Source organism: Nocardia sp. NPDC004278, from assembly GCF_053602975.1.
This window is the reverse complement of sequence record NZ_JBSGEQ010000001.1, coordinates 152,290-173,609: the sequence shown is the minus strand read 5'-3', so window position 1 is coordinate 173,609 and position 21,320 is coordinate 152,290. Positions and strand designations below refer to the sequence as shown.

Below are 21,320 nucleotides of genomic sequence, written 5' to 3'. Positions count from 1 at the left end.
CTTATGCCGGTTCCGATACTCAAACAAGGCACCTATTTGATCGCGTCGGTTCAGTCAGCCCTGACCGACGCGGATACCGAACGTCTCCAGGACGACCTGATGAAACAGGTCAGCAAATACCGAGCACACGGAATCATCGTGGATGTCACGGCGATCGATGTGATGGATTCGTTCGCCGCGAGATCGCTGCGTACCATCGCGCACATGACGCAGCTCCGCGGTGCCGAAACGGTCATCGTCGGACTGCAACCCGAAGTAGCGTTCGCCATGGTGCAACTGGGCCTCACCTTCGAGGACATGCACACCGCCCTCGACTTGGAAGAGGGTTTGGCGTGGCTGAACCGCAAAACCCCGGCCCGCCGCCAGCGAGATGGTCGTGACAGTGGCCGCTGAGAACTTGGTGATCGCGGTCAAGGTGTCGGGTGACATCGTGATCGCGCGTCAAGCCGGACGTGAGCTGGCGGCCAAGCTCGGATTTTCTCTGACAGATGTGACCATGATCTCGACGGCGATCTCCGAGATCGCCCGCAATATCACCAGTTATGCGGGCAGTGGCGAAATACGTTTGCTGGTCGATGACCGAGAAGGTCGCCAGGCGCTGGTCGTCCAGGCCGAGGACCAGGGACCCGGTATTCGCGATATTGCCCGCGCGCTCGACGACGGATACTCCACCGGCCGCGGTCTCGGACTCGGCCTGCCCGGCGCGCGCCGTCTGATGGACCGTCTCACCGTCGAATCCGCACCCGGACGCGGCACGTTGGTTGAGATGTGGAAGTGGGTACCCAACGGTGCATGAGGACGGGATCATCGGCCGGATCGAATGGGCGGTGGCCGGTCGCGCCCTACCCGGCCAGCGGGTCTCCGGTGATCGCGGCGTCGTACTCGACGCGGGCGGCGGTGCGGCGCTCTTCGCCGTCCTGGACGGACTCGGCCACGGTGCGGCGGCTGCCGACGCCGCCGATCGCGCAGCGCAGGTGCTCTCGGAGAACCGCGCCGAACCACTGGATGTCCTGATGGTGCTGTGTCATCGAGCCATGGCCGATACCCGCGGTGCGGCAGTGTCTTTGGCGCTGTTCGGGACCGCCGATACGGTGCAGTGGCTCGGCGTCGGCAATGTCGAATCCCGGATTCTGACCACGGGTCCCGCGGGACTCACTATGCGCGCGACGGTCTTGCTGACCGGCGGCATCGTCGGCTATCGGCTACCCCAGAACCTCCAGGCACAGTCCATTCCGGTGCGCCCCGGCGATCTGCTGCTGATGTCGACCGACGGCATCGTCACCGAATCCGCCGACAGCGGCATCGATCTGTCCAAATCCACCGCCGAGATCACCGCCGAAATCCTGGCCAGGCATGCCAAGGACACCGACGACGCCTTGGTGCTCGCGGCACGTCACCGGGGCGGCGTACTGGCGGCGTCGGCGCCGAGCGAGGTGCAGACATGAGCCAGCGTAGCGAGCGAAAAGCCGTCACCGCGGTCACGACGGAGCCGAGCGCGAGCGAGGAGGAGACATGAGCGCGGCGCTGGCCGCATTTCTCGACGCCTACGCGGATGCGCTACGGCGCCATCTGGACTCACCGTCGCAGGCCGGTCTCGGGGAGGGGTACGAACTCGGCCGCCGCGCCCTCGTCGAGGGCATCAGCCTGCTCGATCTCACCGAAAACCACTATCGCGTAGTACAAGCCACGGAGTCGGGTACCGCGGGCGCGAGCGAAACCGCCAAACGCGCCGAAACCGCACTGGAATTCTTGCTGCAGACCCTCGCCGCCCTGGACATCGCCACCCGCGGCTATATCGACGGCACCCGCCGCGCCGAACAACAGCGTTCGCGCATCAATGATCTCGTCGGGCGCGACGCCTTCCGCACCGCGCTGGTGGAATCGCTGCAGGACGGCTTCTTCGTGGCCGACGCGCGCGGCACCATCATCGAGGTCAACTCCGCCTTCGGCGCGCTGACCGGATACGGCGCCGCCGAACTGCCGTTCCCGCTGCCGCATCCCTGGACAACGCGCGACGGTCCGCGATATCCCGATCTCGGCGCCGAGGCGCAGCGTTTCGTGATTCCGGTCAAACATCGTGACGGCCGCACCGTCTGGCTCGCGGTGAGCACCAGCGCGATGGTCGAACCGGAGAAGTACGAGCAGATCTTCGTTGGCACCATCCGCGATGTCACCGCCGAACACGATGCGCAGGCCCGCGATCAGGCGGCCTCCCGGCTTGCCACCGCCGTCGGTGCGGCGACCAGCGTGGTGGAGGTGCTCGCGGTCGGACTCGACGAGTTGCGACGCACCGTCGGCGCGGAGACCGCGGTGGTCATGGTGTGGCCCAACCGAAATACCGGGCCGGAGGTGTATATCTCCGGTGCCGAGGGCATTCCGGAGGGCACGGTGCTCGATGCCCGTGCGCGGGCACTGCTGGACCGGGCCCGGCGCAGACCGGCGCGCAGTCTGTTCGCGATTCCGGAGAGCACCGCGAGCTCCGAGGGCATCGTCGCCCCGCTCGGTGAGACCGGCGACGCGGCGCTGTGGCTGCGCTTTGCCGCGCCGCGCGCCATCAGCGCCGCGGACTGGACGCTGTTCTCGCTGCTCATCGGCCATCTCAGCCTGGCGGTACAGCGGGCGCGCAACTTCGATCAGGCGCGCTCGACCTCGCTGACACTGCAGCGGGCAATGCTCGGTCCGATCGAACTGCCGCCGCGGTTCTCGGTGCACTATGAGCCAGCGCTACCGCCACTGGAGATCGGCGGCGACTGGTACGACGTGGTTCCGCTGCGCGACGGCACCATTGGCGTCGTGGTCGGCGACTGTGTCGGACGTGGTCTGTCGGCTGCCGTCGTGATGGGCCAATTGCGTACGGCGGCAAGGGCTTTGCTGCTGCGTGGCGCCGGTCCGGCGCAGCTGCTCGCGGAACTCGATACCGTCGCCGGCCGGATCCCCGGCGCAATGTGCACGACCGTATGCGCCGCCGTGCTCGACCCGGTGCGCGGACTGGTCCGCTACAGCAGCGCGGGACATATGCCGCCGATTCTGGCCGACGTCGGCCAGCCCGGCAGACTGCTCGAGGGCGGCCGGGCGGTGCCGCTGGCCACCTTCGACACGCCACGGCGGCCCGAGGCCACCACTGCGCTGACACCGGGTTCGACGCTGGTGCTGTTCACCGACGGCCTGGTCGAACAGCGTGGCGTCGATATCGATGACAGCTTCGCCAAAATCTCGGCGGTACTCGCAGATACCGCGGGTAAATTGCCGCGTGAGGTCGCCGACGCGGTGCTCTCGCGACTACGTCCGGCCGCTGGCTACGATGATGACGTCGCCATGGTCGTGTACCGGCAACCGCCTGCCGCGCTGCGGCTGGAGATTCCGGCCGATCCGGATCAGCTCTCGGCCATGCGCAAGCAGCTCAAGATCTGGCTCGCCGCTGCGGCAGTGCCGCACGACCTCGCCTCCGACCTCATCGCCGCGGCCAACGAGGCGTGTAGCAACAGCATCGAACACGCCTACCGCAATGGCAGCGGGCGGGCCACCCGGGCGATGAGCTCGACGGCCGAACTGCTCGGCCGGGCTACGAGCCCCGCCGCGGCGGCCACCACCGACCCCGGAATCGTCGAACTGACCGCCGAATGCGATACCCAACAGGTCGTCATTCTGGTCACCGACACCGGAACATGGAAACCACGCTCGGCCGACCCAGGTCCGCGCGGGCGCGGCATCGATATGATGCGCGCGCTGACGGAAGAATTGGAGATAGATCACAGCGGATTGGGCACCCGCGTCCGCATGTCGGTAACCTTGCCCGCGATCAAATCCCCAGTGGCGAACCCCCTTCGCGGCACGAACCGCCAGATTTCTGGATGACGAATGCAGCGCGAAAGGCGGGTTCATGGCAGATTGTGATGATGTGACCACCAACTCCGGAGATGCGTACCCCCTCGCGGACACGATGACCACCACGGTCGAGGCACAAGACGCCGCGACCGTTCTGACGGTGTCCGGCGAAGTCGATCTGGCGACCGCACCAGCGCTGGAGAACACCATCGAGGCCATCCTCAATGGCAGACCAGCGGTGCTGATCATCGACCTGACCGCGGTCAGCTTCCTCGCTTCGGCGGGGATGGCGACGCTGGTCGCAGCGCATCAGCGGGCCGCAGACGCGACGACCATCGTGATCGTCGCCGACGGTCCGGCTACCAGTCGTCAGCTGAAGATGACGAGTTTGGATCAGGTGTTCGCGCTGCACACCACCCTGGCCGAGGCGCTCGCCAGTCTGCGTTGAGAGCGGGCCGGATGTCGTCGTCGCGACGGAATCACGGCCCTGGATAGACCGGAATCCCGGCCTCCGCCGCGACGGCGGGGCCGGGATCGGTCGTTTTCAGCTCAGCACAGTTCCCGCAATTGCTCGATCAACTTGACCCGCTCGGCCGGGGTCGCCGCCATCGGCACCACATTCAGCACCGTGACACCCGCCTCGCGGAACGCGGCGAGCCGTTCCTTCACGAATCCGGCCGGACCGACCAGGGAGATGTCGCGCACCAGATCGTCCGGGACGACCTTGGCGGCCTCTTCCTTCTTGCCCGCCAGGTACAGCTCCTGGATCCGATCCGCCTCGGCGCCATAGCCGTACTTGGTGGCCAGGGTGTGATAGAAGTTCTTGCCCTTGGCGCCCATGCCGCCGATGTAGAGCGCCAGATGCGGTTTCACGAATTCCAGTAGCGGCGTGACATTCTCGCCGATGGCCAGCGCGGGACCGGCATAGACGTCCAGCTCGCCGAGGATCGGATCACGTTTGGCCAGACCGGCATCCAGCGATTCACCCCAGATCTCCTTGGCCTTCTCCGGCAGGAAGAAGATCGGCTGCCAGCCCTCGGCGATCTCCGCGGCCAGCTCCACATTCTTCGGGCCGAGCGCAGCGAGCAGCACCGGAATGCGTTCGCGCACCGGGTGATTGATCAGCTTGAGCGGCTTGCCCAGACCGGTGCCCCGGTCGGCGGGCAGCGGGATCTGGTAGTACTTGCCCTGGTACTCCAGCCGCTCCCGGCGCCACACCTTGCGGCAGATCTCCACCAGTTCCCTGGTGCGTCCGATGGGCGCATCGTAGGGCACGCCGTGGAAGCCCTCGATCACCTGCGGGCCCGACGCGCCGAGGCCGAGCACGTACCGGCCATCGGAGACGAAGTCCAGGCCAGCAGCGGTCATCGCGGTCAGGCTCGGCGTGCGGGTGTAGATCTGCAGAATGCCCGAAGCCAGCTGCAGCCGTGTGGTCTTGGCCGCCAGATACCCGAGCGCGCTCACCGCATCGAACGAGTAGGCCTCCGGCACGAAAACAATGTCGAGTCCGGCCTGCTCGAGGTCGGCCACCTCGGCGGCCGCCTCTTTGAAGCCGCCCGAGTAGTTGATGCTCAATCCGATCCGCATAGCACTCAACATAACCGCAGCTACGCGCCGGGCCTGCACCGGCTACCCCGGTGCGGGCGGTAGCGTATCGCGGTAGTTCTTCACTGTCGTCGCAGGAAAACGAAAGGCCACCCGCCGTGTCGCAGCCCTCCTTTGCTGAGGCCAACCTCGCGCAGTATCTGACCGATCTGGCCGCGAAGGTGCCCGCACCCGGTGGCGGCGCCGTCGCCGCACTGCACGCCGCACAGGGCGCCGCACTGGTGGCGATGGTCGCGCGCTACACCACCCGGGCCAAGGATGCCGAGCACCGGCCGATCGTCGACCGCATCATCGCGGCGTCCGACGCGGCCCGCGAGCGCGCACTGGCACTGGCCGATGCCGATGCGGCCGCGTTCACCGCCGTCGGCAACGCATACAAATTGCCGAAGGACACCCCGGAGCAGACCGCCGCGCGGGCCGATGCGATTACGGCGGCGTTGATCGAGGCCGCCCGGGTGCCCGCCGCCGTCGTCGACGAGGCCGACGAGGTGCTCTCGCTGGCCGCGGAATTGCTGCCGATCGGCAATCCGAATGTGGTCACCGATATCGGCGCCGCCGCCGACGCCGCCCGCGCCGCGGCCACCAGCTCGCAGCTCAATATCGAAATCAATGTCGGCTCGCTGAGCGCCGAACAAGGCGATAAGTTCGCGACGGTGCTGATCCGCATCGACGAGATCATTGCCCGCGCGGACGCATTGCACGCCGACGTATTGCACGCCGTGCGCGGCTGAGTCTGCAACCGAACGTTCGTACTCGCGCCTGGTCGTTTGTCCGACTCGGCGCCGGGTACGCAGCCCCTAGAAGCGAAAACTGTGGATCTGGACGGCCGTTACAGAACCGGTACGTCGAGTTGATCATGAAGTCCTAGAATGGATTTCTGCGTCCCACACCAGCGTGAAGGGGTGGAACCATGCGGAGCGCACTCAGATATTTCTTCCTCGCGGCCGTCGTCGTGGCCTTGGCCGCGTTCGGGTCCGGAGCGGCAATCGCCACCACCATCCTCAAACCCGGGGTCGACACCGTATCGGCGATTTCGCCGTCGACAGGCCAGGAAGTAGGCATCGCGACTCCGGTGACGATTCGATTCGCCGCACCGGTCGCCAACCGCGAACGGGTCGAACAGTCGGTCGAGATCCGGAACACCGCCACACTGCCCGGCCGTTTCTCCTGGTCGAGCGATCGCGAACTGACATGGGCGCCAACGAGTTTCCTGCCCGCTCGGGCTCCGATCACGGTACAGGTCGGTAACGCACGCACCGAGTTCCGCACCAATGCGGGCGTGGTCGGTGACGCCGATATGTCGGCGCACACCTTTACCGTGAGCATCGGCGGGGCGGTGGCCCGACAGATGCCCGCCTCCATGGGTAAGCCCGGCTGGGAGACGCCGACCGGCACCTTCCCAGTGCTGGAAAAGTTCCGTTCGGTCGTGTTCGACTCGCGCACCATCGGCATTCCGCTGAGCTCGCCCGAGGGGTACGTCATCAATGGCGAGTACGCCGAACGCCTCACGTGGGGTGGTGTTTTCGTACACTCCGCACCGTGGTCGGTGGACTCGCAGGGCTATGCCAATGTCAGCCACGGCTGCATCAACCTGGCCCCCGATGACGCCGCCTGGTACTACGAAACCGTCGGCGTCGGCGACCCGGTGACCGTGCACTGGTGAGCCGTAAACAATCTGTTTTCCTGCGCGACACCGGCCCTCATTTTCGTCGACCGCAGCAAGCCTGGCAGTATCCTGCCGGGGTTGATACAACTGCGGGACACACTTGACGGTATGACCTGATGAAGGTGGGCTATGGATCGACCGGATATGACCTCTCGGGAGAATACTGGCCCGCAACCGAGCATTGCGCCGCAACAACCGCTCGGTGACCCGAGGGCATACCAGGATCCGAACCATCCCATGCCGCACCGCCGAATGCCGATTCCGCAGGTTCCGGCGGCTCCCGATCAGGTGCCGTACCACCAAGATCCGGGCCCGCACCGCACTGGCCCAATCGGGCAGGCACCCGAAAGCCGGATCAGGCCGGGCTCGATGCGCCCGGCTCCAGCGAATCGTCGCGGCCCGATCCAGAACCCCGCCGACCAGACCCCGATGCATACCGATCCGCTCCGCCACGTCCCGATCGACGCGGAGCAGACCGGGCCGATACCCCGTCTTCCGATCGACCGACCCCCTGTCGACACAGGCCCGTTCCGCCGAATTGGGACCGATCGATCATCGACCAATACCGGTCCGCACCAACAGGTTCCGATCGAGCGGGCACCGATGAACTCCGCACCGCTGCGACGAGTACCCGTCGAGCAGGCACCCACCGACTCCGGACCGCTGCGCCGGGTACCGAACGACCAGAGCGCAACCCCCTCCGGGCCGCTTCGCCAGGTTCCCGACGCGCCGACGCCGATGACAACGGACCCGTTCCGTCGCATAACCGGTCACCAAGGTCCGGGTATGCAAACACCGAATCCGCGGGGCCCCGGGCAGACCGGCCCGATTCAACGGGATCCGATCCAGGAGCCACCTACCCACCGAGCCCCGATCCCCCCGGTCTCGATGCGTCAGGCACTTCCGCAGCACCCCACCGCTTCGGACCCGAGCCAGCATGGATCAGCACCGCAACACCCGCAGCCACCCGCACCTGCGCGGCCACATGCGCCGACCATGCCGGAACCGAGCCGCCACGCTCCGGGATCGCAAAATCCGATGCAGCATGCGGCTACGGCGCACGGCCGGGGACGAGCACCGATGCGGCAGAACCCTATTCATCCAGAGGCCAGCAACGGATCGTTCGCCGAGCAGGATCCGATGGGACACGCGCCCACCATGCAGGCCCCGATGCGGCAGCCCGCGATTCAGCGAGATCCCCTGCGCCAGAACCCGATCCCTTCGGATGCCGCCGCATTGCACCACATCCAGCAAGGCCCGAACCACGGCGCGCCACCGCGGCTACCGCCGCTCGCCTTGCCGGATCCCACCAATTCAGCGCAAGATCCGATGCGGCAGAACATGACTCATGTTGGCAACGGGGAACTCGACGAGCAGGGGCGCGACTATCAGGACAACTGGTCCGAGTGGGTCGAGGAGCTTCCGGAGGAGAAGCCGGCCGCGCCGGACTACTTCCGGCACGAGGAAGCGCTGGCGGCCATGATCGATCGGTCGGGGCGGAATCGGTCGACGCGACGGTGGCTGCCCGTACTCGTCGGGTCGGTTGCCGCCGCCGGGCTATTGGTGGTGGCCTTCGTTCAGCTCGACCCGAATCCGCAACCGGCGACGGTGGCCTCGTCCAGCCCGAGCCAGGTCGCGGTTGCCGATCCGGCGCCCACCGCGCAATGTCCGGCCGAACAGGTCGGCAGCACAATTCAGGGCAATGGGGCGGGCGGGATGGATTCCGGACCGGCCGTCATCTTCGCCTTCCAGTACGCGTATTACGTCACCCGATCCGGCGAGGCGACCCGAGAGTTCGTGGCTCCCAACGCATCCGTCTCCCCCGCCGCGACGATCCAGCAGGGCATCGACGGGATTCCGGTGGGCACAACACACTGCATCACCGTCACGCCGGGTGCCTTCGTCGGCCAGTATCTGGTGCAGGTGACCGAATATCGACCGGATTCGAAGTCGATCACCTACAAGCCTCAGGCCGTCACGACCGCGCGCATCGGCAGCCAAACCCTCATTACCGCGATCAGCGCCGCCAAATAGTCAGACCGGCGAATTCCACGGCACCAGTACGATTTTCCCGCGAACGCGCCCGGATTCACTCAGGTGGTGTGCCTTGACCACCTCGGCCATCGGCAGCACCTGATCGATCTCGACCCGCAACCGCCCGTCGTCGAACAAGGCGGACAGCTCCCGCAGATCGCTGCCGGACGGTGTCACATACAGTCGCTCATATCGCGGATCGTCGTCGGCATCATTGCCCTGCGCATCGATCAGGCGTCCGCCGTCCGCGAGTACCGGCAACGATCGTGACCCGTACTCGCCACCGACGAGATCGAAGACCACATCGATATCGCGCACCGCATCCGCGAAATCGGTGGTCGTGTAGTCGATCACCTCGTCGGCTCCCAGATCGCGAAGGAACTCGTGATTGGCGGTCCGGGCCGTACCGATCACGTGCGCGCCGCGGTTCCGCGCAATCTGCACCGCGAAATGCCCGACACCGCCTGCCGCCGCATGCACCAGAACGCGTTGCCCGGCTACGACTTCGGCAAGTCCCTGCCAGGCCGTGAGCACCGCGGTCGGCGCTGCCGCCGCGTGGATGTGGTCCAGGCTCACCGGTTTCGGTGCGAGCATATCAGCCTGCGCCACAACGTATTCCGCACAGGCACCGTGCCGGCTGAGCACCATGCCGTAGACCTCGTCGCCGACCCCGAACTGCTCGACGCCCGGACCGACCTCGGCCACTATCCCGGACACATCGAAACCCAGTGTGAACGGCGGATCTCCGAGTTTGCGCACCAGCCCGGACCGAAGTTTCCAGTCCGCCGCATTCATGCCGGTCGCGGCGACCCGCACCACCACCTCACCCGGCCCGGCATTCGGCCGATCGACCTCGACGATTTCCAGGACCTCGGGAGCACCGAATGTTCGTTGCGTGATTGTCAGCATGCCCACGATTCTGCGTTCACCTAGTATCCAAGGGAAAGAAGGCACTTCAATGATCCCGAGGTACCCGATGGATACCATCGTCGACTGGTCCGACTCCGATAACCTGGTCAAGGCCTATCTGTCCAACTGTCCGGCGCGCGAGGTGCTCACCGTGCTCGCGGACAAATGGGTGCTGCTGGTCCTCGGTGTGCTGCGCATGGCGGGCGGACCGGTGCGCTTCAATGACCTGCGCCGCCGGCTCGATGGCATCACCCAGAAGATGCTCACCCGCACCCTGCGCAATCTCGAGCGCGACGGCCTGGTCCGCCGCGCCGTCTACCCCACCGTCCCGCCGCGTGTCGAGTATTCGCTCACCGAGCTCGGTGCCAGCCTGGGCGAGCTGAGCCATGCGATGGGTGTCTGGTCGGTCCGGCACCACGGCGAAATCCTCACCGCCCGAGACGATTTCGACACGCGTGCGGCGGCGGAACCCGAACCCGTCTGAACCTGGTAAGCCGTCACGCCCCTCAGCAGGGATGCCGGTCGAGTCAGGCGGCCCGGAGGAGGTCGCCGCCGGAGGCGAGGGCGGCGTAGCGGCCGTCGGCGTCCATGAGTTCGCGGTGGGTTCCGCGTTCGATGATGTGGCCGTGGTCGAGGACGACGATCTGATCGGCGTCACGGATGGTGGAGAGCCGGTGTGCGATGGTGATGGTGGTACGGCCTTCCGACAGTGCGTCGATAGCCGCCTGCACCTCCTGCTCGGTCCGGTTGTCCAGCGCACTGGTGGCCTCGTCGAGCACCAGAATCGGTGGGTTGCGCAGGATCACCCGCGCCACCGCCAAGCGCTGCTGCTCGCCGCCGGAGAAGCGGTATCCGCGCTCACCGACCAGCGTGTCGTAGCCGTCGGGCAGGCCCGCGATATGATCGTGGATCTGTGCGGCCCGCGCGGCGGCGTATAACTCCTCATCTGTCGCATCGGGTTTGGCGAAGCGCAGATTATCCGCGACCGATGCGTGGAACAGGTAGGTCTCCTGTGACACCACACCGACGGCGGCGGCGAGATCGGCAAAGGACAAGTCCCGCACATCGATTCCGTCGATCTGTACCGACCCCGATGTCACGTCGTAGAGCCGCGCCACCAGGTATCCGAGTGTGGTCTTACCCGATCCGGTCGCGCCGACAATGGCCAGACTGGACCCGGCGGGCACGGTGATATCGATGTCCCGCAGCACATCCCGGGTGCCCGAGCCATACCCGAAGCCGACGTGATCGAAGCGCACCTCACCCTTGACTCCCGAATTCGGCACCGGCACAGGCTTTATCGGCTCCTCGAAATCAGGCTCGAGATCCAGGTATTCGAAGATCCTGCCGAACAGCGCCATCGAACTCTGCACCTGCACACCGGTGTACAGCAACTGCACCATCGGCCGCAGCAGACTCGTCTGCAAGGTCGTGAACGCCACCAGCGTGCCGATCGATACCAGCGGATGTCCCGCCGCGACCGTCAATCCGGCCGCCCAGTAGACGACCGCGGGCATGGCAGCCATGACGATCTGAATCGTCGACTGCCGCCACCGCCCCGCCATCCCGGACCGGATCTCCAGGTCGACCAGCCCGCGCGATTCCTTCGCGAAATCGTCGACCAGTGCGGGCGAGCGCCCCATCGTGCGCCCGAGCAGAATGCCGCTCACCGACAGCGATTCCTCAACAATCGCCGACATGCCCGCCAACTTCTGCTGGCGCTGCGCGGTGATCTTCCTGCGCTCGTCGCCGACGCGCCGACTGATCCAGACGAAGAACGGCAGCATGATCAGCGATACCGCGGTGAGCCGCCAGTCCAACGCGATCATCGCGATCACCGACGCGATCACCGTGGTGAAGTTGGAGACCAGCGAGGTCGCGGTGGAGGTGACCGTCGACTGCATGCCGCCGATATCGTTGGCGATCCGCGACTGCACCTCGCCAGTGCGCGTAGTCGTGAAGAACGACAACGGCATTCGCTGCAACTGCGCATAGACCGCGGCGCGCAGATCGTGCATGACCTCTTGGCCGACCGCGGTGGAGATGTAGGTCTGCAGTACGCCGAAGACGGCGGTCAGGGCGGCGACCGCGACCATGCCCGCGGCGAGCACGGTCAACAGGCCGGTGCGGCCGTGCGGGAGGGCGTCGTCGAGGATGCCGCGCAGCATGAACGGCGATGCCAGCGCGACCAGGGACGACAAACCGACGAGCGCGGCGACCAGCGCCAGGCGCGCTCGATACGGACGAAAAAGCCGGACGATCCGGCGAAGTTGATGTGGGGGCTGCACAGGCGCCTCCTTCCGAAGCTATGTCATCAAACTGAGCATGGCTCATAATTGTTCCCGAAACAATGAGTTATGCTCAACGTCGTGGAAACCGCTCCTGATCCCGACCTCCCCGAGCTGTTCCTGCGCACCGCCAAGCGCATCCGCCGCAACCAGGTCGCCCGCCTCGCACCGCTTGGCATCACCCCCGGTCAGGCACGTGCGCTGCGCATACTCGGCCACCACGACGAGCCGCTGCGCATGGCCGCACTGGCCGATCACCTCGGCATCGTCCCCCGCTCCGCCACCACCGTGGTCGATGCCCTCGAATCCACGCACCTGGTCGCACGCACCCCCGACCCCACCAACCGCCGCTCCACCCTGGTGACCCTGACCGATTCCGGTCGCGCCGCCATCTCCCAGATGGCCGCAGCCCGACGGCAGGCCGCCGAGGAAGTCTTCGCCACTCTCCGGCCCGAGCAGCGCGAAACCCTGCGCGACCTGCTCTCGACGCTCGACACAGCCGCGATGAAGGCGTGACCGTCCGCCATTTCTCACCGATGCGCGATCCACGCCAATAGACTGTGTGATGTGCGCCACATTAAACCTTGGCGCACGCTTCGACAGCACGGCCTGTACGTGCCGGTGCCGCCGCGGAGTCGATGCGCGGATCGCGTGACCAACTCCGTACCCAAATAGCCGGGGCCTGGTAGCTGGAGATATGCGATGACCCGAGCAGCGAGCTCCGATTTCAGAGCATTGCGGTCCAGGATGGCTGGGCCGGTATTCGCTCCCGACGATGCGGGCTATGACACAGCCCGCGCGGTCTGGAACGGCGATATCGACAGGCGACCGGCCGTGATCGCCGAATGCCTGTCCCCCGAAGACGTGGCCGCGGCACTTGCTTTCGCCAGGGACCACGCGCTCGAGGTATCGGTTCGCGGCGGCGGTCACGCGTACAGCGGCACCGCTGTCGGCGACGACGGGCTGATGATCAATCTCGGGTTGATGAATCGCGTGCTGGTGGATCCAGCAGGCGCGCGTGCCCGGGTCGGCGGCGGCGCGACCATGGCGGATATGGATGCCGCGACTCAGGTGCACGGGCTGGCCGTGACCGGCGGGGTGATCAGCGATACCGGCGTCGGCGGGCTCACACTGGGCGGTGGCATGGGCTGGCTGACGCGCATGTTCGGGCTGACGATCGACGACCTGACGTCGGCCCAGGTCGTACTCGCGGACGGCCGGATTGTGCAGGCCTGCGAAACTGAGCACGCTGACCTGTTCTGGGCGCTGCGTGGTGGTGGCGGCAACTTCGGCGTCGTGACCGAATTCGAGTTTCGGCTGCATCCGGTCGGACCCGAAGTGCACCTCGGCTTTTTCTTCTGGGGGCTCGAGGACGGGGGTGCCGCGCTACGGCTGTTCCGCGAGTTCATCCCGACGCTGCCACTGCGCTCCGGAGTATTCGTCGGCGCCGGGTTATCCGCGCCGCCAGCGCCTTTCGTGCCGGAGCAATTCCACTTGGTGCCGGGCTATCTCCTCATTGTCGCTGGTTTCGACACGGCCGACGAGCACGCTCAGGCGGTGGCCCCGCTGCGCGCCGCGCTACCGCCGCTGTTCGAATTCATTACCCCTATCCCCTATGTCGGATTGCAGAGCCTGCTCGACGACTCAGCGCCTTGGGGCGCCTACGGCTACGAGAAGAGCCTCGACCTCGATGATTTCTCCGATGAGGTGATCGCGGTCATCACCGAGCATGCGGGCAACAAGGCATCACCACTATCGTTCATGCCCATTTTCACACTCAATGGCGCCTTCACCGCCGTCGGCGAGAGCGACACCGCATTCGGCGGCGCCCGCACCGCGCACTATGTCTGCAATATCCAAGCCGCCGCGCTCGACTCCGAAACCCTCGCCACCGACCGAACCTGGGCCCGAACGATCTGGGAAGCACTGCGCCCCTTGGCTGCCAACTCCGGCGGCTATGTCAACTTCATGTCCGACGCCGACGAGAACCGGGTCCACACGTCCTACGGTGCCACCAAATACGCCAGACTGGCCGCCATCAAAACTCAGTACGACCCCGGCAATGTCTTCCACCGCAACGCCAACATCAAACCCGGCTGACAGATAATGGTTTCAGACCAAGGGGTCCGGGACGAGCAGCGTGTCGGCAGCGACGATGCCGAGCCCGTCCACCTGCTCCGCATACAGCGCGACACCCATAGGCTCGCCGCGTCATAGCATGAGAATGTGCTGCTGAGCGCATTCCATCGCCCGCTCCGAATCGCCACCGCCCTGCTCCTGCTGGCCGGAGTCGCGCTGGCCGCGTTCGGCAGCGCGGCCTCGCTCACCCACCACAGCCCCGCCCGCGCCGCCGGCTTCCTGATCGTCGCCGTCGCACTGGCCAGCGTCGCGGTGCTGGTGCTGCGCGGCTACCGATGGATCATCGCCATCACGACCGTGACTCTGGGCGGTCAGTCGATCGCGGTCGCCGCGACCACCTGGGAGTTGATCCACGGTATCGACCCGATCAAATCCCGTCAGCTACACGACCTGGGCGTCACCCCCACCACCGGCGTAGCCATCAACCTGATCTACTCCAGCACCGCCGTACTTCTGTTCACCTGGTTCGCCTTGCGCTACTACCGAATCCGCACCAACGCCTGACAGTGGTTCGCCAAAATCTCACTGCGGCAAGGGAACTCGACAACCCGCGGTTGCCACGATCAACCCGGTACGACACGACCGGGCGAGCGGCGAACGATCAAGCCGTGCGAGTCTTTTCGGCGGCGGCGACTACGTGACGCATCAGGAGGGCGGTGGTTACCGGCCCCACGCCACCGGGAACGGGGCTGAGACCGGAGGCCTTACCGCGTACGGAGTCCGCGTCGACGTCGCCGACGATTTTTCCGTCGGCTGCTTCGTTGGTGCCGACATCGATGACGGTGGCGCCTTCGCGAATGTGTTTGCCGGTGACCAGGCCGATGCGGCCTGCGGCGGCTACCACGATGTCGGCGGCAGAGGTGACGGCCGGGAGGTCCGTGGTGCGGGAATGACAGATGGTGACGGTGGCGTTTTCCGCGAGCAGCAGTTGGGCCAGTGGCTTGCCGACGATGTTGGAGCGGCCGACCACGGCGACATGCTGACCGGCGAGTGGGATTTCGTGATGCTTCAGTAGTTCGACGACGGCCTCGGAGGTGGCGGGGACGAAGCCGTCCAGGTTGGAGGCGAGCAGGCCGAGGGACAGCGGGCTGACGCCGTCGACATCCTTGGCGGCGGCGATGGCCGAGCTGACATCGTCGAGGGTGACACCGGCGGGCAGCGGGGTCTGCAGCATGATCGCGTCGATGCCGGTGTCCGCGCTGCGAGCGGTCAGTTCGTCACGGATCTGCTGGATGCTCGCGTCGGCACCGAGATCGATGGTGTCGCAGGCGATTCCGAGACGTTCGGCGGCCTTGCGCAGCGAGTTCACGTACCAGGCGCTGGCCGGATCGTCATTGGCCACGATCAGGGCCAGGCGCGGCGCGGTTCCGCTCGCGGCGAGCGCGGCGGCGCGCTCCTTGGTGTCGGCGTTGATGGCGGCGGCGAGTTCCTTGCCGGACAGCGAAACGGTATCCACGTTGTCACACCTTATCGGCTGCACCCCGCGGTCGGTTCGAGCGGTCACCCCGCGCCGCCCGATTTGCCCGAAGTCGGGAAATGACGCGCGGATTACGTCCGGCAATTACCCGACTATGGCCTGTACCAGCCGTATCGTAATGGCCGCTCGCCAACAGCTAACTGTCAGCTGACCTACCGAAAGCCCCGTTTCACGCGTGGAAAGGTGTCGACTGTCGTGAAGATCTCGAGGCATTGGAAACTATCGGTCGTGACCGCGTTCGCGGCCGCGACCATCACCGCACTGACCGGCGCACCTGCCATCGCGGCGCCGAGTACCGACGCCCTCTATAACTCCGCCCAGCGCGCCTTCACCGACGGTGACGACGCCTCCGGACGCGCCGAGCTCCGGGAACTGATCGCCGCGGACCCGGCCGACGCCGAGGCCCTGGCGCTGCAGGCGATCTGGTCGAACTACGCCAATGACCTGCCCGCTATGGCCGATTCGATAGCACGCCTCACCGCCGTAAACCCGGAGATGGCCCAGGGCACCACGAATGTGCTCGGCGCGATCACCGCCGCCATCAGCACCCTGCCGAACCCGCTGCCCGCGCTCGTCGGGCCGCAGACCGGAATCGTGGTGCTGGGATACGGCTTGCTCCCGGATGGCACGCTGCGTCCCGAGCTCGTGAACCGGCTGACCGCGGCCTGGCTGCAGGCGGTCGCCTCGCCGTTCTCACCCATCATCGTCACCGGCGGCAACCCGCAGAACGGGATCTCCGAGGCCGAGGCCATGCGGGCCTGGCTGATCAGCAAGGGCTTGCCCACCTCCCGGATCAATGTCGAGAGCCGCGCCGGATCGACGGTGCAGAACGCGCTGTTCAGCACCAAGATGCTGCGTGATGTCGGCGCGGACAGCGCGGTCCTGGTCACCTCGCCGAATCACATCCGGCGCGCGGTCGCCGACTTCATTGTCGCGGGCACGCGCGTGGTCGGGGCGACCACCTCGCTGGACCAACTGGTGTCGCAGTTGCCGCCGCCGGCCCGGCAGGCGCAGCGCGGTATCTATCTCGACGCGACGCGCACATTCCAGCTCGCGACCTCTCGCTGATCCCACCACGCGCACAATCGGTCCGAGCTTGCCCTATCGACCCAAGTACTCGGCGCGAAAGTGCAGCTCAGACCGATTGTCAACAGAAAACGACTAGCCCTGTCTGATACCCGCACGGCAGGATGTCCCGGTGATGCCAACCGGAGATATCGTCGCGCAACTACGAGCGGCGGGCTGTGTATTCGCCGAGGACGAGGCGCGGCTGCTCACCGCCGCCGCGGCGGAGACCGGCGCCGATCTGGCGGATCTGGTCGCGCAACGGGTTTCCGGAACACCCCTGGAGTATCTGCTCGGCTGGACCGAATTCCACGGCTTGCGCGTCGCGGTCGCCCCGGGTGTTTTCGTGCCGCGCCAACGCACCTCCTTCCTCGTCGACGAAGCTGCCGAACTCGCCCGCACGCTCCCCACCGAGCACCCCGTCGTGGTCGATATGTGCTGCGGTTCAGGTGCATTGGGTCTCGCCATGGCGAAAATCCTCGCGGCCGAGGGCCGACAGATAAACCTGGCCGCCGCCGATATCGAACCCGCCGCGGTCGACTGCGCCCGCCGCAATCTCACTCCGATCGGCGCGGCCGTCTACCAGGGCGACCTGTTCGACCCGCTCCCCCGCGAACTGCGCGGACACATCGACATCCTGCTCGCGAACACCCCGTACGTGCCATCGGAAATGATCGCCCAGATGCCGCCGGAGGCACGCGATTACGAGCCACGCACCGCCCTCGATGGCGGTCCCGACGGCCTGGATATCTTCCGCCGGGTGATCGATGCGGCCCGCACCTGGCTCGCCCCGGGCGGACATTTGCTGGTCGAAGCCAGCGAAGCCCAAGCCCCGCACGCGATCACCGCCCTCACCGAATACGGCTTCACCGGCCGCATCGCCGAATCGGACGAGCTCTATGCCACCGTCGTCATCGGCACCAAAGCCGCCGCGCGATAGGCAAGTCGGCCCGACTCACGCCGGGTCCACTCGAAACGCGTGAAGCCGGTCCGGTTCAGTATCGCGCTCTACTTCTTGCGGCCGGTGAATTCGTCCATCGAGTGGTACACACCAACCGAATTCAGGAACAGATCGCGCAACTTGATCGGCAGCAGGCCCGAGATCGCCTTATTGAGCCGCGACGTCCACGGCAGGATAACGAGCGGATTGCCCGCCTTCATTTCTTGCCACGAGGTATCGACGACATCATCCTGCTCCAGGATCGGCGTGAACAGGAAACCCTTTGCGCCGTTGAACATTCCGGTATTGATGTAGGTCGGACACACCGTGGTGACCTTCACGTGGTCGTGGCCCGCCTGCTCCAACTCGATGCGCACCGAATCCGACCATCCCAGCGCCGCCCACTTCGACGCCGCGTACACGCTCATGCGCGGATTGGCGACCAGCCCCGCCGAGGACGCGATGGTCATGACCCGCGCCTGGCCGGTGCCGCGCACCATCGCGGGCAGAAATTCGAGCGTAATGTACATCGGCGCAAGGGAATTGATCGCGACCGTCTTATCGATATCGGCACGGTCGGTCGTCTCCCAGAAGTAGCTGTTGCCGCGCACGATGCCCGCATTGTTGACCAGGATATCGACATCGCCGATCGCAGCACGGACCGCTGCAGCGGCCTCGGCTATGGAGTCCTGCGAGGCGACGTCGACCACGTAGTGGTGAACGGCAGTACCGCGTCCGGACAACTCGGCCACGGTCTCTTCGAGCGCGGATTCGTTGATATCCCACAGAAACACCGCGGCGGCGCCCTCACGCACCGCGCGTTCGGCGAACAGCTTGCCCAGGCCCATCGCGGCACCTGTGACCAGCACCTTCTTATCCGCTACCGTATCCAGCTTCATTCGTCCCAATCCTGATCCATCTTGAAAAAGCCACTGGCGCAATTACTTCTGGCGAAGCGCCTGCATGACCCCGAAGTACAGCGTCATCGTTTTCGCCCACAGTTCCTCGGACATTCCGGGCAGCGGCGCGATGGGCAGTACCCGCTGCACGGCGATCGTCTGGGTGTCGATGTACTTCAACAAGCCCTCGGGACCGTGCCGACGCCCGGTGCCCGAAATTCCGAGCCCGCCCGAGGGCGCGTCCGCACTGCCCCAGGCCGCGATGAAGCCCTCGTTCACATTCACCGAACCCGCATTGATGCGCGCGGCCACCTCGCGGCCCCGAGCGACATCCTTGGTCCAGACGCTCGCATTGAGTCCATACGCGGTGTCATTGGCCTGCTCGACCGCCTCATCGTCGCTGCCGACGCGATAGATCGAGACCACCGGCCCGAAGGTCTCCTCGCGGTACACCGTCATCCCGGGCCGCACCCCGGCCAGCACGGTCGGCTCGTAGAAGTACGGCCCGAGATCGGGGCGAGCCTTACCGCCCGCCAGCACCTTTGCCCCCTTGGCCACCGCATCGTCGACATGCGCACGGACCGTGTCCAATTGGCGCTGGAATGTCAAAGACCCCATATCACTGGCAAAATCGAGCCCGCCGCCCAATTCGATCGCCCGCACATGTTCCACGAATTCGCTGACGAACCGGTCATAGACCGTGTCGTGCACATAGATTCGCTCCATCGACTCACACAGCTGCCCGGCCGAGGCGAAGCAGGCCCGGATCGCGATCTTGGCCGCCCTGGACACATCCGCATCGGCGAGCACCAGCAGCGGATTCTTGCCGCCGAGTTCGAGCGAATAGCCGATCAGCCGCTCCCCGGCCTGCTGCGCAATGGTCCGGCCGGTCGCGCTGGATCCGGTGTAGTCGACATAGTCGGCCCGCGCGATCACCTCGCCGCCGATCACCGATCCGCGACCGAGCACCGCCTGCCACAGTCCGCGCGGCAGTCCGGCCCGCTCGGCAGCGTCGATCGCCCACAGCGCGGTCAGCGCCGTCTGATTGTCCGGCCGCGCGACGACGGCATTTCCGGCCGCCAAGGCGGGCAGCGCATCGGAGGCGGCCAGGGCGAGCGGATAGTTCCACGGCGAGATCACCGCGACCACCCCCTTGGGCCGATGCCGCACATCGACCTGGGTCAGTACCGGCAGCACACCCCGCGGCTTGCGGGTGGCCAGCAACTTCTCCGCGACCGACGCGTAGTACCTGGCATTGACCGCCACATCCCCAACCTCCTCGAAGGCATGCGGCCGCGACTTACCGGTCTCGGTCTGCACGATATCGAGAATCGTGTCCTGTTCGGCGAGCACGATGTCGTGGAATCTGCGCAGTACCGCGACCCGCTCGCGCACCGAGCGCCGGGCCCATTCCCGCTGCGCAGTGCGCGCGGTGGCGAAGGCGGTATCGATATCGCCGGTCGAGGACTGCGGCAGATCCGCGATCTTGTGTCCGGTGGCGGGCGCGAACACCTCGACCGAGGGTGCGCCGCCCGCGATCGCGCGATCGAGCAGGGGTTGCACCAGGGCCGCGGGCAAGGCGGTCGGTTCGGCCAGTTGGCGGGCGGTCGTCATGGTCGGCCCTCTCATGGGTCTGGTGGACGTGGCAGGAGCGGCGGTCGCAGGGCGCGACCATTTCCTGAACACTGGTGTTAGATTAATCATCGGGCCACACCTCATGTCAAGCTGTCGGGTGTGGAACACAGACAGGTCGGGCGTCGAGTTGTGCGGCATCACCATGTCCGCTGACACATCCCGGACCGCTGGCGCGGCCCGGCGCGGTCGACCGCCGCAGACCCAGGAACAGGCCGAGGAGGTCCGCGCCCGGATCGTGCTCGCCACCGCCGCGGTATTCACCCGGGGCGGCTCGCGCGGGCTCAGCGTCGCCCAGATCATCGAACAGGCCGGACTGGCCAGGCCGACCTTCTACCGCTATTTCGGCAATGCCACCGAGCCGCTGCACGTCGTGCTGGATGCCTCGAACGACGGGCTCGTCAACAACATCCGCACGGCACTGACCGGCCCCGACGAACCGGTCGAACTCGGTATCCGACTCATCGACGCCTACCTCGACTGGGCCCACGGGCACGGCGCGATGCTGCGACCGCTCTTCGCCGAACTGCACGACCCGGCCTCACCGGTATCGGCCTATCGCGAACGGGCACTCGATGATATCCGCGCGCTGGTGCGCGAAACGTTCACCGAACTCGGCCGCACGGTACCCTCGCCGCTCGATCTCGATGCGGCGCTGCATGTTTGCGAGTACGTCGTCTATCGCATCTCCGCGGGCACCGCACCGGGTGCCGAGCCGGACGCGGAAACCGTTGCCGCCGCACGGCTTACCATGATCCGCGTGCTGCTGACCACGCTCGGCACCCGCGCCGACCTGGAATACGCCATGACACTGCCCGGCATCTTTCCGGCGGAGTAGACC

At 66.2% G+C, this 21,320-nt stretch carries 21 protein-coding genes; 15 read left to right on the top strand and 6 right to left on the bottom strand.

Going from position 1 to position 21,320, the window contains the following annotated elements; genetic code table 11:
- The first annotated feature begins 3 nt into the window (after positions 1-3).
- The 5 genes from ACWEO2_RS00805 to ACWEO2_RS00785 all read left to right on the top strand — a co-directional run bounded on the left by ACWEO2_RS00805 (position 4) and on the right by ACWEO2_RS00785 (position 4,273).
- Positions 4-393 carry an STAS domain-containing protein gene (locus tag ACWEO2_RS00805; RefSeq protein WP_159930623.1) on the top strand — a complete coding sequence of 130 codons (390 nt, stop codon included), beginning with the start codon at positions 4-6 and terminating at the stop codon, positions 391-393.
- Entirely contained in the window at positions 371-796 is a 426-nt protein-coding gene (locus ACWEO2_RS00800; RefSeq protein ID WP_354961242.1) for an ATP-binding protein, read from the top strand. The genes ACWEO2_RS00805 and ACWEO2_RS00800 overlap by 23 nt, the downstream gene beginning before the upstream one ends.
- Positions 789-1,445 (top strand): SpoIIE family protein phosphatase, encoded by a 657-nt coding sequence (locus ACWEO2_RS00795; RefSeq protein ID WP_354961241.1) that lies wholly within the window; start codon positions 789-791, stop codon positions 1,443-1,445. The genes ACWEO2_RS00800 and ACWEO2_RS00795 overlap by 8 nt, the downstream gene beginning before the upstream one ends.
- A 67-nt stretch (positions 1,446-1,512) precedes the next feature.
- Positions 1,513-3,855 carry a SpoIIE family protein phosphatase gene (locus tag ACWEO2_RS00790; RefSeq protein ID WP_452403421.1) on the top strand — a complete coding sequence of 781 codons (2,343 nt, stop codon included), beginning with the start codon at positions 1,513-1,515 and terminating at the stop codon, positions 3,853-3,855.
- Positions 3,856-3,880: 25 nt separating this feature from the next.
- On the top strand, positions 3,881-4,273 hold the full coding sequence (locus tag ACWEO2_RS00785; RefSeq protein WP_452403420.1) for an STAS domain-containing protein: 393 nt from the start codon (positions 3,881-3,883) through the stop codon (positions 4,271-4,273).
- A 101-nt stretch (positions 4,274-4,374) separates the two neighbouring features.
- Here ACWEO2_RS00785 and ACWEO2_RS00780 read toward each other — a convergent pair whose 3' ends face one another.
- Entirely contained in the window at positions 4,375-5,412 is a 1,038-nt protein-coding gene (locus tag ACWEO2_RS00780; protein WP_452403419.1) for an LLM class F420-dependent oxidoreductase, read from the bottom strand.
- Positions 5,413-5,528: 116 nt separating this feature from the next.
- On the opposite strand from ACWEO2_RS00780, the gene ACWEO2_RS00775 reads away from it, so the two are divergent.
- The 3 genes from ACWEO2_RS00775 to ACWEO2_RS00765 all read left to right on the top strand — a co-directional run bounded on the left by ACWEO2_RS00775 (position 5,529) and on the right by ACWEO2_RS00765 (position 9,130).
- Positions 5,529-6,161: a cyclodeaminase/cyclohydrolase family protein gene (locus tag ACWEO2_RS00775; RefSeq protein ID WP_452403418.1), complete on the top strand. Its 633-nt coding sequence runs from the start codon at positions 5,529-5,531 to the stop codon at positions 6,159-6,161.
- Positions 6,162-6,340: 179 nt separating this feature from the next.
- Positions 6,341-7,093, top strand: coding sequence for a L,D-transpeptidase (locus tag ACWEO2_RS00770; protein WP_452403417.1), 753 nt, complete (start codon positions 6,341-6,343; stop codon positions 7,091-7,093).
- A 1,083-nt stretch (positions 7,094-8,176) separates the two neighbouring features.
- Positions 8,177-9,130 (top strand): hypothetical protein, encoded by a 954-nt coding sequence (locus tag ACWEO2_RS00765; RefSeq protein WP_452403416.1) that lies wholly within the window; start codon positions 8,177-8,179, stop codon positions 9,128-9,130.
- On the opposite strand, the gene ACWEO2_RS00760 is transcribed toward ACWEO2_RS00765, so the two are convergent.
- Complete coding sequence (locus tag ACWEO2_RS00760) at positions 9,131-10,039, bottom strand: NADP-dependent oxidoreductase (RefSeq protein WP_452403415.1); 909 nt, start codon at positions 10,037-10,039, stop codon at positions 9,131-9,133.
- A 67-nt stretch (positions 10,040-10,106) separates the two neighbouring features.
- On the opposite strand from ACWEO2_RS00760, the gene ACWEO2_RS00755 reads away from it, so the two are divergent.
- Complete coding sequence (locus tag ACWEO2_RS00755; RefSeq protein WP_452403414.1) at positions 10,107-10,523, top strand: winged helix-turn-helix transcriptional regulator; 417 nt, start codon at positions 10,107-10,109, stop codon at positions 10,521-10,523.
- Between the two features lie 43 nt (positions 10,524-10,566).
- Here ACWEO2_RS00755 and ACWEO2_RS00750 read toward each other — a convergent pair whose 3' ends face one another.
- On the bottom strand, positions 10,567-12,327 hold the full coding sequence (locus ACWEO2_RS00750) for an ABC transporter ATP-binding protein (RefSeq protein ID WP_452403413.1): 1,761 nt from the start codon (positions 12,325-12,327) through the stop codon (positions 10,567-10,569).
- An 81-nt stretch (positions 12,328-12,408) separates the two neighbouring features.
- On the opposite strand from ACWEO2_RS00750, the gene ACWEO2_RS00745 reads away from it, so the two are divergent.
- From ACWEO2_RS00745 to ACWEO2_RS00735, 3 genes are all read left to right on the top strand, one after another.
- A complete protein-coding gene (locus ACWEO2_RS00745; protein ID WP_452403412.1) occupies positions 12,409-12,843 on the top strand; it encodes a MarR family winged helix-turn-helix transcriptional regulator in 435 nt (144 codons plus the stop codon).
- A 186-nt stretch (positions 12,844-13,029) separates the two neighbouring features.
- The gene (locus ACWEO2_RS00740) at positions 13,030-14,427 is read left to right on the top strand and encodes an FAD-binding oxidoreductase (RefSeq protein WP_452403411.1); all 1,398 of its coding nucleotides are present in this window, start codon (positions 13,030-13,032) and stop codon (positions 14,425-14,427) included.
- Positions 14,428-14,553: 126 nt separating this feature from the next.
- Positions 14,554-14,970 carry a hypothetical protein gene (locus ACWEO2_RS00735; protein ID WP_452403410.1) on the top strand — a complete coding sequence of 139 codons (417 nt, stop codon included), beginning with the start codon at positions 14,554-14,556 and terminating at the stop codon, positions 14,968-14,970.
- A 97-nt stretch (positions 14,971-15,067) separates the two neighbouring features.
- Here the strand turns inward: ACWEO2_RS00735 and ACWEO2_RS00730 are convergent, their stop codons facing one another.
- Complete coding sequence (locus tag ACWEO2_RS00730; RefSeq protein ID WP_452403409.1) at positions 15,068-15,922, bottom strand: bifunctional 5,10-methylenetetrahydrofolate dehydrogenase/5,10-methenyltetrahydrofolate cyclohydrolase; 855 nt, start codon at positions 15,920-15,922, stop codon at positions 15,068-15,070.
- Between the two features lie 249 nt (positions 15,923-16,171).
- Here ACWEO2_RS00730 and ACWEO2_RS00725 point away from each other — a divergent pair, with 249 nt between their 5' ends.
- Both ACWEO2_RS00725 and ACWEO2_RS00720 read left to right on the top strand, forming a co-directional pair.
- On the top strand, positions 16,172-17,011 hold the full coding sequence (locus ACWEO2_RS00725) for an ElyC/SanA/YdcF family protein (protein WP_452403408.1): 840 nt from the start codon (positions 16,172-16,174) through the stop codon (positions 17,009-17,011).
- Positions 17,012-17,144: 133 nt separating this feature from the next.
- Positions 17,145-17,948 carry a putative protein N(5)-glutamine methyltransferase gene (locus tag ACWEO2_RS00720; protein WP_452403692.1) on the top strand — a complete coding sequence of 268 codons (804 nt, stop codon included), beginning with the start codon at positions 17,145-17,147 and terminating at the stop codon, positions 17,946-17,948.
- Positions 17,949-18,016: 68 nt separating this feature from the next.
- Here ACWEO2_RS00720 and ACWEO2_RS00715 read toward each other — a convergent pair whose 3' ends face one another.
- Together ACWEO2_RS00715 and ACWEO2_RS00710 are read right to left on the bottom strand one after the other, a co-directional pair.
- Positions 18,017-18,847, bottom strand: coding sequence for an SDR family NAD(P)-dependent oxidoreductase (locus ACWEO2_RS00715; RefSeq protein ID WP_452403407.1), 831 nt, complete (start codon positions 18,845-18,847; stop codon positions 18,017-18,019).
- A 42-nt stretch (positions 18,848-18,889) separates the two neighbouring features.
- On the bottom strand, positions 18,890-20,461 hold the full coding sequence (locus ACWEO2_RS00710; RefSeq protein WP_452403406.1) for a succinic semialdehyde dehydrogenase: 1,572 nt from the start codon (positions 20,459-20,461) through the stop codon (positions 18,890-18,892).
- A 163-nt stretch (positions 20,462-20,624) separates the two neighbouring features.
- Here ACWEO2_RS00710 and ACWEO2_RS00705 point away from each other — a divergent pair, with 163 nt between their 5' ends.
- Positions 20,625-21,317 carry a TetR/AcrR family transcriptional regulator gene (locus ACWEO2_RS00705; RefSeq protein WP_452403405.1) on the top strand — a complete coding sequence of 231 codons (693 nt, stop codon included), beginning with the start codon at positions 20,625-20,627 and terminating at the stop codon, positions 21,315-21,317.
- The last annotated feature ends 3 nt before the right edge of the window (positions 21,318-21,320 follow it).